Annotated in this window: 12 protein-coding genes; 7 read left to right on the top strand and 5 right to left on the bottom strand. The window is 68.4% G+C overall.

Annotated features, from left to right (window positions below; genetic code table 11):
- Window positions 1-10: 10 nt before the first annotated feature.
- Window positions 11-2,272, top strand: a complete 2,262-nt coding sequence (locus AJAP_RS06735) for an ATP-binding cassette domain-containing protein (RefSeq protein WP_038509052.1) — start codon at window positions 11-13, stop codon at window positions 2,270-2,272.
- 51 nt (window positions 2,273-2,323) lie between these two features.
- On the opposite strand, the gene AJAP_RS06730 is transcribed toward AJAP_RS06735, so the two are convergent.
- Window positions 2,324-3,178, bottom strand: a complete 855-nt coding sequence (locus AJAP_RS06730; RefSeq protein ID WP_038509051.1) for a hypothetical protein — start codon at window positions 3,176-3,178, stop codon at window positions 2,324-2,326.
- 138 nt (window positions 3,179-3,316) lie between these two features.
- Between AJAP_RS06730 and AJAP_RS06725 the strand changes: the two genes are divergently transcribed.
- The 4 genes from AJAP_RS06725 to AJAP_RS06710 all read left to right on the top strand — a co-directional run bounded on the left by AJAP_RS06725 (window position 3,317) and on the right by AJAP_RS06710 (window position 6,600).
- Window positions 3,317-4,450 (top strand): metallophosphoesterase, encoded by a 1,134-nt coding sequence (locus AJAP_RS06725; RefSeq protein ID WP_038509050.1) that lies wholly within the window; start codon window positions 3,317-3,319, stop codon window positions 4,448-4,450.
- A 122-nt stretch (window positions 4,451-4,572) separates the two neighbouring features.
- Window positions 4,573-5,217, top strand: a complete 645-nt coding sequence (locus tag AJAP_RS06720; protein ID WP_038509049.1) for a DUF998 domain-containing protein — start codon at window positions 4,573-4,575, stop codon at window positions 5,215-5,217.
- 23 nt (window positions 5,218-5,240) lie between these two features.
- Window positions 5,241-6,038: an alpha/beta fold hydrolase gene (locus tag AJAP_RS06715; RefSeq protein WP_038509048.1), complete on the top strand. Its 798-nt coding sequence runs from the start codon at window positions 5,241-5,243 to the stop codon at window positions 6,036-6,038.
- A gap of 13 nt (window positions 6,039-6,051) precedes the next feature.
- A complete protein-coding gene (locus tag AJAP_RS06710; protein WP_038509047.1) occupies window positions 6,052-6,600 on the top strand; it encodes an O-acetyl-ADP-ribose deacetylase in 549 nt (182 codons plus the stop codon).
- A gap of 432 nt (window positions 6,601-7,032) precedes the next feature.
- On the opposite strand, the gene AJAP_RS06705 is transcribed toward AJAP_RS06710, so the two are convergent.
- Genes AJAP_RS06705 through AJAP_RS06695 form a run of 3 tightly spaced genes read right to left on the bottom strand, consistent with a single transcriptional unit; the run spans window position 7,033 to window position 10,904 of the window.
- The gene (locus AJAP_RS06705; protein WP_038509046.1) at window positions 7,033-8,016 is read right to left on the bottom strand and encodes a TolB-like translocation protein; all 984 of its coding nucleotides are present in this window, start codon (window positions 8,014-8,016) and stop codon (window positions 7,033-7,035) included.
- Window positions 8,013-9,257: an MFS transporter gene (locus AJAP_RS06700; RefSeq protein WP_037341585.1), complete on the bottom strand. Its 1,245-nt coding sequence runs from the start codon at window positions 9,255-9,257 to the stop codon at window positions 8,013-8,015. Before AJAP_RS06700 ends, AJAP_RS06705 begins: the two co-directional genes overlap by 4 nt.
- Before the next feature lie 60 nt (window positions 9,258-9,317).
- The gene (locus AJAP_RS06695) at window positions 9,318-10,904 is read right to left on the bottom strand and encodes a discoidin domain-containing protein (RefSeq protein WP_167551707.1); all 1,587 of its coding nucleotides are present in this window, start codon (window positions 10,902-10,904) and stop codon (window positions 9,318-9,320) included.
- Between the two features lie 148 nt (window positions 10,905-11,052).
- On the opposite strand from AJAP_RS06695, the gene AJAP_RS06690 reads away from it, so the two are divergent.
- Window positions 11,053-11,739, top strand: coding sequence for an HAD-IA family hydrolase (locus tag AJAP_RS06690; protein WP_038509045.1), 687 nt, complete (start codon window positions 11,053-11,055; stop codon window positions 11,737-11,739).
- Here AJAP_RS06690 and AJAP_RS06685 read toward each other — a convergent pair.
- Window positions 11,687-12,154, bottom strand: a complete 468-nt coding sequence (locus AJAP_RS06685) for an NUDIX domain-containing protein (RefSeq protein ID WP_038509044.1) — start codon at window positions 12,152-12,154, stop codon at window positions 11,687-11,689. The genes AJAP_RS06690 and AJAP_RS06685 overlap by 53 nt on opposite strands.
- A 141-nt stretch (window positions 12,155-12,295) precedes the next feature.
- Here AJAP_RS06685 and AJAP_RS06680 point away from each other — a divergent pair, with 141 nt between their 5' ends.
- A complete protein-coding gene (locus AJAP_RS06680; protein WP_038509043.1) occupies window positions 12,296-12,736 on the top strand; it encodes a DoxX family protein in 441 nt (146 codons plus the stop codon).
- Window positions 12,737-12,863: the final 127 nt, after the last annotated feature.

The raw sequence follows: 12,863 nt of genomic DNA, 5'->3' as shown, positions 1-12,863 counted from the left end.
GGGGAGAGCCATGCCTTCGGCCGCCGACAGCCACGACATGATCCAGGTGCGCGGAGCCAGAGAGAACAACCTCGCCGACGTCTCGGTCGACATCCCCAAACGCCGCCTCACCGTCTTCACCGGTGTCTCGGGGTCGGGGAAGTCGTCCTTGGTGTTCGGCACCATCGCCGCCGAATCGCAGCGGCTGATCAACGAGACCTACACCGCGTTCATCCAGTCCTTCATGGCCCCCGTCGGACGGCCGGACGTGGACGCGCTGCGGAACCTGAGCGCCGCGATCGTCGTCGACCAGGAGCGGATGGGGGCCAACTCCCGCTCCACGGTCGGCACCGCGACCGACGCGCACACGATGCTGCGGATCGTCTTCAGCAGGCTGGGGACCCCGCACGTGGGGACGTCGGGAGCGTTCAGCTTCAACCTTCCCGAGGGGATGTGCCCCGACTGCGAGGGGCTGGGGAAGGTCTCCAGCATCGACATCGACCAGCTCGTCGACAAAGAGCTTTCACTCGACGAAGGGGCGATCACCGTCCCGAACTTCGCGCCCGGCAGCTGGTACTGGAAGGGGCTGGCGGAGTCCGGTTTCGTCGATCCGGCGGTCAAGCTCAAGGACTACACCCCGCAGCAGTGGGAAGACTTCATGCACAAACCCGCCACCAAGATGAAGCTCGGCGGGATGAACACCACCTACGAGGGCCTGCTGGTGAAGGTGCAGCGGCTGTTCCTGTCGAAGGACAAGGAAGCGACGCAGCCGCACATCCGGGCCTTCGTGGACAGGGCGATCACGTTCCGGCGATGCCCGTCGTGCGACGGCGCGCGGCTCAACCAAGCGGCGCTGTCCTCGAAGATCGAAGGACTGAACATCGCCGACTGCTCGTCGATGCAGATCAACGATCTCGCGGATTTCCTCCGCAAGATCGACGATCCGTCGGTGGGGCCGCTGATGCAGACCCTGCGCGGCACCCTCGACTCGCTCGTCGAGATCGGCCTCGGCTACCTGAGCCTCGATCGCGAATCCGGGACGCTTTCGGGCGGTGAGGCGCAGCGCGTGAAGATGGTGCGGCACCTGGGTTCCAGCCTCACCGACGTCACCTACGTGTTCGACGAGCCGACCGTCGGGCTGCACCCGCACGACATCCAGCGGATGAACGGTCTCCTGCTCCTGTTGAAGGACAAGGGGAACACGGTGCTCGTGGTCGAGCACAAACCGGAGACCATCGAGATCGCCGACCACGTCGTCGACCTCGGCCCCGGCGCGGGCCCGAACGGCGGGCAGATCTGCTACACCGGCGACGTCGCCGGCCTGCGGGTGTCCGGCACGCTCACCGGACGGCACCTCGACCACCGTGCCCGGCTGCGCACGGACGTCCGCGCGGCACGCGGGCAGATCGAGATCCGCAACGCGACCCGGCACAACCTGCGCGGTGTCGACGTCGACATCCCGCTGGGCGTGCTGACCGTGGTCACGGGGGTCGCCGGTTCGGGCAAGAGCTCGCTCATCCACGGTTCACTGTCCACAAGGGACGACGTGGTGGTGCTCGACCAGTCGGCCATCCGCGGCTCGCGGCGGAGCAATCCGGCGACCTACACCGGCCTGCTCGACCCGATCCGCACCGCGTTCGCCAAGGCCAACGGCGTCAAGGCGGCCCTGTTCAGCGCGAACTCCGAAGGCGCGTGCCCGAAATGCAAGGGCATCGGGCTGATCTACACCGACCTGGCGATGATGGCCGGGGTGGCGACGGTCTGCGAGGAATGCGAGGGCAAGCGGTTCACCGCCGAGGTCCTGACCTACAAACTGCGGGGCAAGGACATCAGCGAGGTGCTCGCCATGCCCGTCGCCGAGGCACGCGAGTTCTTCCCGTCAGGGCAGGCGCGGACGATCCTGGACCGGCTTTCCGACGTCGGCCTCGGCTACCTCGGGCTCGGGCAGCCGCTCACCACGCTGTCCGGCGGGGAGCGGCAGCGGATCAAACTCGCCATCCGGATGGCGGAGAAGTCGGCGACCTATGTCCTCGACGAGCCGACCACCGGCCTGCACCTCGCCGACGTCGACCAGTTGCTGGGCCTGCTCGACCGGCTCGTCGACGACGGGAACACGGTGGTGGTCATCGAGCACCACCAGGCCGTGATGGCGCACGCGGACTGGATCGTCGATCTCGGGCCGGGCGCGGGTTCGGACGGGGGCCAGGTGGTGTTCACGGGCACTCCGGCCGATCTGGTCGCTTCGGGTGACACGCTCACGGCGCGGCACCTTCGCACCTACGTGGGCCGCTAGCGCGTGCCATGAAAGGTCCTTTCCTTGCAAAATTTGCAAGGAAAGGACCTTTCATGGCAGCCGGGACCGACGCCGAACCGCTTCACGGCCGGCCACCGCACCGATAAGCCCCAGCACCACCAGGGCCAGTCCCGAAGTCACCATCTCCACCGGCGAAGCCGCCAGCGGCGAAACCCCGGTCACCGACTCCAGCCCCACCACCGCGGTCAGCACCGAGTAGGCGCCGATCGCCACCCACACCAGCCGCACGCGCCGCCGTTCCGTCCAGTCCGCGAACCGCAGCAGCCAGGCGAGCCCCGGCACGATGAGGATCGCGTGCATCGCCACCGCGTGCAGCGGCTTCAGCGCGCCGGCGGTGGTGTACGCGAGTTGCGGATTCCCGCCCCGCGCCTCGACGACGCCGCTCGCGATCATCGCCGCGCCCGCGCCCAGCGCCACCAGGAGCGCGACGAGCCCGAACCGCACCGCGAGCCGCATGCTCGCCGTCGTCTCCCCTTCGCCGCGCATCGCCGCGGCCGTGAAGGTCACCGCCGTCAGGATGATGACGCCGCCGCCCGCCGCGAGCGTCGTCGACACGGCGTTGTCGAAGCCGGTCTCGAAGTTGAAATGCGACGGCACCCCGCGCCAGGCCTGCATGCTCACCAGCACCGTCTCCACGACACTCGCCCCCGTGAACACGCCGAGCAGCGTGTTCCGCACGCGTGGCCGGACCGCGACGTACGACGTCGCCCAGGCGACGGTGGCGAGCGTCAGCCCGAACGAAAGGCCGAACGTGACCGCCTTCCGCATCGACAGCGGCCCGGTCCACGAACCGCCGGACGCGATCAGCACGACCGCGTGCACGAGACCGCTGAGGAACAGGAGCGCCCCGGTCGCGTAGGCGACACGTTCGATCGTCCGCATCATGCCGTCGAGTGTCTTCCGCGGCGACGAGGAAAGCGTCGGCCGTGAAGCGACACCGCGCGTACGTCCGTCTACGTACCTGAGACGCCCCTCAGCGAAAACGGCGGTAGAGACCAATGGGCTGTTAGTCTGGCCGTCATCATGCCCCGCATCCTTGTCCGCGTCGCCGCGCTGATCGCCGTCCTCGCCCTCCTGTTCGGTGTGCCGTGGTGGACGATCATCGGCTCCCCCGAGCTCCCGGCCGCGCTCGAAGTCCTCGGAACGATCGTGTTCGCCGTCGCGGCCCTCGCCGTGCCCGCGTGCATGGTCCTCGGCCACGGCCCGTGGCAGCGCGACCTCGCCGCGAAGATCGGCGACCTTTCCCTCGGGCTGATCTGGCTGCTGTTCTCGTTGTCCGTACTCGGAAACGTACTGCGGCTGATCCTCGCCGTGTCCGGAGTGGACAGTGCGGCAGGCATTGTGTCCGGCGTCGTCCTGGTGGCCTTCGTGGCGCTGGCGGCGTACGGGATGGCCGAGGCCCGGCGCGTGCCGAGGCTCAAGGAACTCGACGTCGTGCTCCCCCGCCTCGGCGCCGGACTCGACGGCCTCCGCTTCGCGATCATCACCGACACCCATTTCGGCCCGCTGAACCGGATGAAGTGGTCGGAGAAGGTCGTCGAAGTGGTGAACGAACTCGACGCCGACGTCGTGGCCCACGCGGGTGACCTCGCCGACGGTTCAGTTGCGAAGCGCCAAGAGCAGGTCGCGCCACTCGGGAAGGTGCGGGCGAAACTCGGCAAGTTCTACATCACCGGCAACCACGAGTACTTCGGCGAGGCGCAGGCCTGGCTCGACCATATGCGCGACCTCGGCTGGGAGCCGCTGCACAACCGGCATCTGCCCGTCCACCAGGGCGGCGACACACTGGTCTTCGCCGGGATCGACGACCCGACCGGCGCCGCCTCCGGCCTGCCCGGCCACGGCCCCGACCTCCCCGCCGCGCTCGACGGCGTCGCCGCGAGCACGCCGGTCGTCCTGCTCGCCCACCAGCCGAAGCAGGTCAAGCAGGCCGCGGAGGCGGGTATCGACCTCCAGATCTCCGGACACACCCACGGCGGCCAGATCTGGCCGTTCCATCTCCTGGTCCGGCTCGACCAGCCCGTGCTGGCCGGCCTTTCGCGCCACGGCGCGCGCACGCAGCTCTACACGAGCCGCGGCACCGGCTTCTGGGGACCGCCGCTGCGTGTCTTCGCGCCGAGCGAGATCACCCTCCTGACCTTGCGAAACGGCAAGTAGCCACCCCGTTGCGACACCTCTCGTGCCTCATCGGCATCACCGACAAATTTTTTTGTCTTGACAATAGAGCCTTTCGGAGCGAGAGTTGTGCCAACGCACCCCGCCCCGAAAGGCAGAAACCGATGACCATCACCGCCACCCGGCCCCACGTCGCGCTTCCCGCCCGCGCCCTGCTCGCCTGCGGCGCCGTCTCGGGCCCGCTGTACTTCCTGACCTCGCTCACCCAGGCCGCCGTACGCGACGGCTTCGACCTGACGAAGCACCCGGCGAGCATGCTGAGCAACGGCGACGCCGGCTGGATCCAGGTGACGAACTTCCTGGTCACCGGGGTCCTGATGATCGCGGGAGCGGTCGGCCTGAGCCGGACACTCGAACCGGGCAGAGGAAGCACGTGGGGGCCACGGCTGCTGGGCGTCTTCGGCGTGAGCCTGCTCTTCGCCGCGGTCTTCAAGGCCGACCCGGGCAATGGCTTCCCGGCCGGTTCCGGCCCCGCCACCATCAGCACCGCGGGCATCCTGCACATGACCGCCGGCTCGGTCGGTTTCCTCTCGCTGATCGCCGCGACCTTCGTGTTCGCGAGCCGCTTCTCCCGTGAGGGCCACCGCGGCTGGGCCGCCTACTCCCGCGCCACCGGCATCGCGTTCTTCGCCGCCTTCGCCACGATGAGCTCCGGCAACGCGAACGCCGTCGTGATGCTCGCCTTCTGGGCCGCCGTGATGCTGGCCTGGGGCTGGGTCACCGCCGTCATCCTCCGCACCACCCGCTGAACGACTACAGGAGAATTCCCGCCATGAGCACCGTGACCTCGCAAGACGGCACCACCATCGCCTACACCCGCACCGGCTCCGGCCCCGCCGTCATCCTGGTCGACGGCGCGATGTGCCATCGCGAGTTCGGCCCGGCCAAACCGCTGGCCGCCGAACTGGCCGCGCACTTCACCGTCTACACCTACGACCGCCGCGGCCGCGGCGAGAGCGGCGACACCGCGCCGTTCTCCGTCGCCCGCGAAGTAGAGGACATCGCTGCACTGATCAAGGAAGCGGGCGGGACGGCCCACGTCTACGGGATCTCGTCCGGCGCCGCGCTCGCCCTCGAAGCCGCGAAGGGCGGGCTGCCGATCACGAAACTGGCGGTCTACGAATTCCCGCTGGTCGTCGACGACACGCGCCCGCCGGTCCCGGCCGACTACGACGAGCGGCTGGAGAAAGCCATCGCCGCCGGCCGTCCCGGCACCGCGATCAAGACCTTCATGCGGGAAGGCGTCCGCGTCCCGGCGCCGGTCGTCTTCATGATGCAGTTCATGCCCGCGTGGCCGAAGCTGAAGAAGGTCGCGCCGACCCTGCGCTACGACGCCGCGTTGTTCGACGGCCTGCACGACGGCACCCCGCTGCCCGAAGGCCGCTGGGCGAGCGTTTCCGTGCCGACGCTGGTCATGGACGGCGGCAAGAGCCCCGCCTGGGTCCGCAACGGCGTCGCCGCCCTGGCGAAGGCGGTGCCCGGCGCCGAGCACCGCACGATCGAGGGCCAGACGCATATGCTCAAGCCGAAGGCCGTTGCCCCAATCCTGATCGAGTACTTCACCGACTGACGGAGCGATCCCGATGATCGAACTGGTCGAAGGCGACATCACCGAACAAGAGGTCGACGTCGTGGTCAACGCCGCGAACTCGTCACTGCTCGGCGGCGGCGGCGGGGTGGACGGCGCGATCCACCGCCGCGGCGGGCCGGAGATCCTCACCGAATGCCGGGCCCTGCGCGCGGGCCACTACGGCAAGGGACTGAAGACCGGAGAGGCGGTCGCCACCACGGCGGGCCGCCTCCCGGCGCGCTGGGTGGTGCACACCGTCGGGCCGGTGTGGTCCGATTCCGAAGACCGTTCGGCACTGCTGGCGGCCTGCCACCGCAACTCGCTGCACGTCGCCGCCGATCTCGGCGCGCACACCGTGGCGTTCCCCGCGATCTCGACCGGGATCTACCGGTGGCCCGTCGAGTCCGCGGCGGAAATCGCCCTCGAGACCGTGACGAACACGCTCGCGGCCGGGTCTTGTTCGGTGGAACTGGTGCGGTTCGTGCTCTTCGGGACCGCCGCCTACGACGTGTTCCGGGAGCAGGCGGACGCCATGGGCCTCGTGAGTGGCGATTCGGGCTAAGACCTTACGTACCTGCTGGTCGAAAGTCCGTGAAGGCCTCCTTACCTACCCTGAAGGTAGTGAAGGAGGCCTTCACTACCTTCAGAGATCGCCACCTGCAGCTCACCTGCACCAGCAATCACAACGACCACCACGGCGGCGCGTGAAGGCCCCCATCCCTCGGCTCAGCCGAGGAAACTCGACCTTCACCCCTTCCCCAAGTACATGAAGGCCCCCTTCCTTGCGCCAGGCGCAAGGAAGGGGGCCTTCATGTACTTCAGGTGCCCGACCCAGTATCTACCGATCCGAAGCGCAGGGCGCAGCGTGAGCAACGGCGTGACTCGCGTGATCAGGGACGTGACTCGCGTGACTGGAGGCCGCACTCGGGTGTTCCGCCTCTGATCACGCGAGTTCCGCCCTCGATCACGTGAGTGCGGTGCAACTCACGACCCACTACACACCGGCAGGTGAGGCGGCCTGCGCGACCAGCTCCCGCGGCGCCCCGCTCCCGTCCGCCGGAACCGACCAGACCGCCGAGTCCACGCCGTACGCCACGGTCCGGTCGTCGAGCCAGGCCGCCTGGTCGTCCACGCTCCGTGTCTCGGCCAGCATGGTCTCCTTGCCGGAAGCCAGATCGAGGACGGCCAGCCGCCAAGGCGCCGCGAGATCGGCGGAGACCTTCTTCTTGAACGCGATCCGCTTCGCGTCCGGCGAGAGCGACGGGCATTCGACGTTCTCCCGGATCATCCTCGCGACGAGTTTCTCGTAGTCCGCCTCGACCAGGTACGTCTTCCCCTTCGTCCCCACGGTCGCGTAGAACTTCTTGCCGTCGGGGGCGAAGGTGATCCCCCAGTAGTTCACGTCGGACGAGTAGTACGGCTTGCCGTCGAGCAGGAGCCCCATCTCCTCGATGCTCTTCATCAGTTTCCCGGTGGCCAGGTTGAAGATCCCCGCCCTGGTCGAAAACCCGGTCTCCGCATAGGAATCCCCATTGACGAACAGCGTCCAGTAGGCGAGCTTCCCGTCCGGCGAGACCCGGCCGCGGCTGGGCGTGCCGGGCAGTTCGATCCGGCGGATCTCCTTGAGGTCCTTGTCCAGCACGATGACGTCGGTCATCGGCGGCAGCACTCCTGGCTGCGCGGCCAGGCACAGCGCCGTCCCCGCCGAAGCGGCGAACCGGTCGCAGCTGAGGCCGGACACCTTCCGGGGTTCGCCGGGACGGTCGGCCGGAACGGTGGCGAGATGGCCGAAGTCGGGGCCTTCAGCGGTGTTGCGGAACAGCAGTTGTCCCTTGGCCTGCACCGAAACCGGCTGCCCGGTCACGACCGCGACCGAGTTGACGGCAGGCCCGCGGTCCCGGGAGAGGACGCCGTAGCCGACGGCCGCCGCGATCAGGACGACGACCGCCGCCGCCACTCCCAGGATCCGCGCCCTCATGCGTAGGTCCGCAACGGACGGAGGACGGCGGCCGCCACGACCACCACGGCCAGCGCGCCCGCGGCGACCAGGACCGCGGCGTGCAGATCCCAGGTGGTCCAGGCGAGTCCGAAAAGGACGGACGCGAGCATCCGCGTCGTCGCCTGCCCGGTCTGCACCAGCGCCAGCCCGCTCGCCCGCTGGTGTTCGGGCAGCAGCGGCCCGGCGGCGGCCATCAGGACACCGTCGGTGGCCGCGTAGAAGACACCGTGCAGCACGAGCGCCAGCACCGCGAGGATGCCGCCGTCCACCGGGCCGAGCAGCGCCAGCAGCGCGACGACCAGTGCGACGTGCCCACCGAGGAACACCTTCCAGCGGCCGATCCGGTCCGAAAGCCTGCCGAACGGGACGGCGAGCAGCAGGTACACCCCCGCGGTTCCCAGCGGCAGCAAGGGAAAGAAGACCGCGCCGAGTTCCCAGCGGCGCTGCAGCACGAGGTAGAGGAACGAGTCGCTGAGGGTGACCAGGCCCAGCAGCGCCGCCCAGACGCAGATCCGCCGGAACGACGCCTGCCGGATCAGGCCCGCCGTCTCCCGCAAGGAGACCTTGGTCCGCTCGGCTCGCGGCTTCGGCTGGTGGTCCTTGACCAGCACCACCAGGATGATCACGCCGATCGCGGCGATGCAGAAGCTCGTGAAGAACACCGAGTCGTAGCTGCCCAGGCTGAGCCAGAGCACGGCCATCGCGACCAGCGGGCCGAGGAACGCGCCGAAGGTGTCCATCGCGCGGTGCACGCCGAACGCGCGGCCGAGGTGTTCGGGATCGCTGCTCAAGGTGATCAGCGCGTCGCGCGGGGCGGTCCGGACGCCTTTGCCGGTGCGGTCGGCCGCGAGCACGGCGCCGATCGCGACGGTGGACGAACCCGCCAGCATCAGGCCGATCTTGCCCAAAGCCGAGAGCCCGTAACCGAAGCAGGCGACCGCCTTGAGCTTCTGCCAGCGGTCCGCGAGATGGCCGCCGACGAGCCGGACGACGGCGGTGACACCGGAATAGAGGCCGTCGAGCACACCGAACTGCAGCGGGCTCAGGCCGAGACCGAGGACGAGGTAGAGCGGGAGGACCGCGGTCACCATCTCCGACGAGATGTCGGTGACGAGGCTGACCAGGCCGAGCGCGACGACGTTCCCGGTGACGGCCCGCTTGACGCCGCTCTTCGGGACATCCGCCGCGGCGTCCGATCCCCTACTGGTGGCGATGTACATGGGAGACCTCCAGCGCCGGAAGGAGGTGCCGCGACGCGACGCGGCACCTCCTCACGGGGATCAGTGGCAGGTGTAGGTGGGAGAGGAGTCGATGGTCTTGCCGTCGAGACCGATCAGCTGGGTCGAGAAGGCGTTGTCCGACATGTTCAGCTTGAGCACGCCGTAGGTCGAGATCGCCTTCGCGGTGGCCGGGTGTTCGGTCTTGACCGGGTAGAGGGTCGCTCCGCCGCCACCGCCGATGATCTGCACCGGACCGGCCGCGTCCTTGTCGCCGTCGGCGTTCTGCGGGTAGAAGCGCTCGTAGTGGTGGTCGTGCCCGTTGAGGACCAGGTCGACCTTGTTTCCGACCATGGTCTCCCAGAGCGTCGCCATCTTGTCGTTGTCGCCGTGGTCACCCGAGGTGTAGCGCGGGTGGTGGTAGTACGCGGCGACGCAGGGCTTGGTGTTGCTCTTCAGGTCCTGCTTGATCCAGTTCAGCTGCTCGTCGCTGATCCCGTTCGCGGCCAGACCGGGCGAGAACTCCGTGCTGTCGATGGCGACGAAGTGCCAGTTGCCCATTTCCCAGCTGTAGTAGGTCTTCCCGTTCGGCGTCGCGATCTTGCCGAAGTACTGCTTGTAGGCGCCCAGCGGGGTGTGGTCGTAGGTCTCGTGGTTGCCGGGGACCGGGTGCATGATGCTCTTGTACTTGCCCCAGGTCTTGTCGAAGTAGCTCGTGAAGTCCTCGATGTGGGCGTCGTCGTACTGGTTGTCGCCCATGGTGATCACCGCGGCCGGGTTCATCTGGCCGACCAGCGCGGCGGTCTTCGGGTGGATGCACGAGGACGAGGACGCGGTGCACTGTTCGGCGATGTCACCGGAAGCGGCGAGGACGAACGACGAACCGCCCGCCTGCGTGGTCGCCTGCACCTGGTTGCTGGCCGCCGAGGTGTTGCCGGCGGCGTCCTTCGCACGGACTGTGTAGCTGTACGCGGTCGACGCGCTCAGCCCGCTGTCGGTGTAGGAAGCGCTTTCAGTTGTGCCGACGACCTGACCGTTCCGCAGCACCTCGTAGCCGCTGACGCCGACGTTGTCCGTCGAACCGGTCCACGTCAAGTCCACAGTGGACGCGGTGATCGAACCGGCCTTGAGGTTCGTCGGCGCGGTGGGCGCCTGCGTGTCGCCGGACGAGTCCGACGTCCCGTAAACCTGCATCTCCCAAAGGGAGTAGCCGTAACTGGTGGCGCGTTTGGTGCCGACGAGGCGCAGGTACCGGCCGCGGCCGGACAGCCCGGTGAGATCGTCGGTCCCGCCGTTGCCGCCGGTGACGGACTTGATCGAGGTCCACGCCGAGCCGTCGTTGGAGACTTCCAGGCGATACGCGCTGGCGTACGCGGCCTCCCAGTTCAGCTTGACCCGGTTGATGGCCGAGGGGCCGCCGAGGTCGATGCGGATGAACTGCGGGTCCACGCCTTCGGCGCTCGCCCAGCGGGTGCTCGTCTTGCCGTCGACCGCGAGCGGACCGCCGTAGGACGACGACTCCACCGAGGAGACGAGGACGGGTTTTCCTTGGGACAAAAGGACATCAGCGGCCTGCGCGTTGCCGCTGAGCAGCGTCGGCAACAGGATGGCGGCCGCGCCTAGTGGCAGTAGTCGGGTTCGGGCCTTCACATCGATCTCCCCGGGAATCCGTGGCGGCGGGTTGAGAGGGACGGGTGCGCGGCGTTCACTTCGAGTACACTTGTTCGTTTGGTAAGTTTCCTAACGAATGCGTACGGTAATCCGTACCACTCAGTGAGTCAAGACGTAGACTCGTCCCATGACCGGCGCATTGATCTTCGACTTCGACGGGACGCTGGTCGACACCGAGGCGGCCGTCCTCGTGGCCTGGCAGGAGACCTTCCGCGCCCGCGGCGACGAACTCCCCCTCGACGTCTGGCACACCGTGATCGGCACGCAGAACACCGCCGTCGCGATGTTCGAGCTGCTGGAAAAGAACGACGAGAACCTCGACCGGGTCGCGGTCCGCACCGGCGTCCGCGCCAGGGTCACCGAACTGCTGGAAGCCGTGGGGCCGCGTCCCGGCGTCGAGGAGTACCTCGCGGACGCGAAGGAGCAGGGCCTGCGGCTGGCCATCGCGTCCAGCTCGACCGGCGACTGGGTCACCACCCACCTGAACCGGCTCGGCCTCACGGACGCGTTCGAGGCCGTGCTCACCGGCGACCTCCACCAGGCGAAGCCGAGCCCGGACCTCTACCTGGCCGCGCTCGCCGCGCTGGATCTGCCCGCGGCCGAGGCGATCGCGTTCGAGGACTCACCGCACGGCGTCACCGCGGCGAAGGCCGCCGGGCTCGAATGCGTCGCCGTGCCGAACGCGATCACCGCGGTGCTGAACTTCGACCACGCCGACCTCGTGCTGGGTTCGCTGGCCGACAAACCACTCGGCGAGCTGCTCAGCCGTCGAGCAGGTCGCCCAGCCGGACGAGGAACGGGCGCTGCCCCTTGAGCAACTTCTCCTCGGCTTCGGCCAGCCCGAACCAGGCGACCCTGTCGACCTCCGGGAACTCCTGCGTCCGGCCCGACCGCGGCGGCCACTCCATCTCGAAGACACCCGGCACGACCTGAGCCGGGTCGAGGTCGCCCTCCACCGCCCAGACCGTCACGACCTTGCCGCCGGACTGCTTCACCTCCCCGAGCGGGAGGTACTCCCCCTCCGGCGCCGGCAGCCCCAGCTCCTCCTGGAACTCGCGCCGCGCCGCGGCCTCCGGCGTCTCGTCCGGCTCGTACTCCCCCTTGGGCACCGACCAGCCGCCCGCGTCCTTCTTCGCCCAGAACGGCCCGCCCATATGCCCGAGAAGCACCTCGGTCACCTCGCCCGACCTGCGGAAGAGCAGGATCCCGGCACTCGTCTTACCCGCCATGCCGTCCAGTCTGGCCTTGCTCCGACCGGGTGATGTGACCGGCCCGCGAAAAAAGTTTCGTCGTGGATGTCGATTCGCGTCGAGCCTGTCCGACGCGTTGTCAGAAGCCGCCCGACAGACACTCCCGGAAGGACCGGAACCATGACGCAGACCATCACCCCCGCCGAGACCACCACCGCCACCACCTCGCGTGCCGCCAAGGCCCAGGGCGCGATCCAGTCGGCCGTCCGGATCGTCGTCTCGTTCCTCTTCCTCTGCCACGGTTTGCAGGGATTCGGCTTCTTCGGTGGCGTCGACGGCGCGGGCGGCTCGGTCGAGCTCGGTTCCTGGCCCGGCTGGTACGGCAGCGTGATCGAGGTCGTCGGCGCCGCGCTGGTGCTGGTGGGCCTGTTCACCCGGCCGGTCGCGGTACTCCTCTCCGGCGTCATGGCCTACGCCTACTTCACCGTGCACGCGCCGGAAGGCCTGCTGCCGCTTCAGAACATGGGCGAGCTGTCGACCCTCTACTGCTGGATCTTCCTGCTGATCGCCGCGATCGGCCCGGGCACCTACGCCCTCGACACCCTGCGCCGTCGACGCTGAACGGGAATCGCGAGGCTCCTTTCCTGGATTGATTCCAGGAAAGGAGCCTTTTTATCGCGTACCTGTCGATTCGCTGTCAATAAATGAGGGCATAACATGGAATTACCCCCCGAAAGAAAGTTCCCTA

Source organism: Amycolatopsis japonica (assembly GCF_000732925.1).
Classification (GTDB): domain Bacteria; phylum Actinomycetota; class Actinomycetes; order Mycobacteriales; family Pseudonocardiaceae; genus Amycolatopsis; species Amycolatopsis japonica.
Note: the sequence above shows the minus strand (reverse complement) of the source record. Positions and strands in the feature narration are given on the sequence as shown.

What these genes read in the sequence shown, in the direction of transcription:
- AJAP_RS06685 (WP_038509044.1), bottom strand. Translation starts at nt 12,154, where the DNA reads ATGGCGGGTAAGACGAGTGCCGGGATCCTGCTCTTCCGCAGGTCGGGC.
- AJAP_RS06680 (WP_038509043.1), top strand. Translation starts at nt 12,296, where the DNA reads ATGACGCAGACCATCACCCCCGCCGAGACCACCACCGCCACCACCTCG.
- AJAP_RS06725 (WP_038509050.1), top strand. Translation starts at nt 3,317, where the DNA reads ATGCCCCGCATCCTTGTCCGCGTCGCCGCGCTGATCGCCGTCCTCGCC.
- AJAP_RS06710 (WP_038509047.1), top strand. Translation starts at nt 6,052, where the DNA reads ATGATCGAACTGGTCGAAGGCGACATCACCGAACAAGAGGTCGACGTC.
- AJAP_RS06700 (WP_037341585.1), bottom strand. Translation starts at nt 9,257, where the DNA reads ATGTACATCGCCACCAGTAGGGGATCGGACGCCGCGGCGGATGTCCCG.
- AJAP_RS06690 (WP_038509045.1), top strand. Translation starts at nt 11,053, where the DNA reads ATGACCGGCGCATTGATCTTCGACTTCGACGGGACGCTGGTCGACACC.
- AJAP_RS06720 (WP_038509049.1), top strand. Translation starts at nt 4,573, where the DNA reads ATGACCATCACCGCCACCCGGCCCCACGTCGCGCTTCCCGCCCGCGCC.
- AJAP_RS06735 (WP_038509052.1), top strand. Translation starts at nt 11, where the DNA reads ATGCCTTCGGCCGCCGACAGCCACGACATGATCCAGGTGCGCGGAGCC.
- AJAP_RS06705 (WP_038509046.1), bottom strand. Translation starts at nt 8,016, where the DNA reads ATGAGGGCGCGGATCCTGGGAGTGGCGGCGGCGGTCGTCGTCCTGATC.
- AJAP_RS06730 (WP_038509051.1), bottom strand. Translation starts at nt 3,178, where the DNA reads ATGATGCGGACGATCGAACGTGTCGCCTACGCGACCGGGGCGCTCCTG.
- AJAP_RS06715 (WP_038509048.1), top strand. Translation starts at nt 5,241, where the DNA reads ATGAGCACCGTGACCTCGCAAGACGGCACCACCATCGCCTACACCCGC.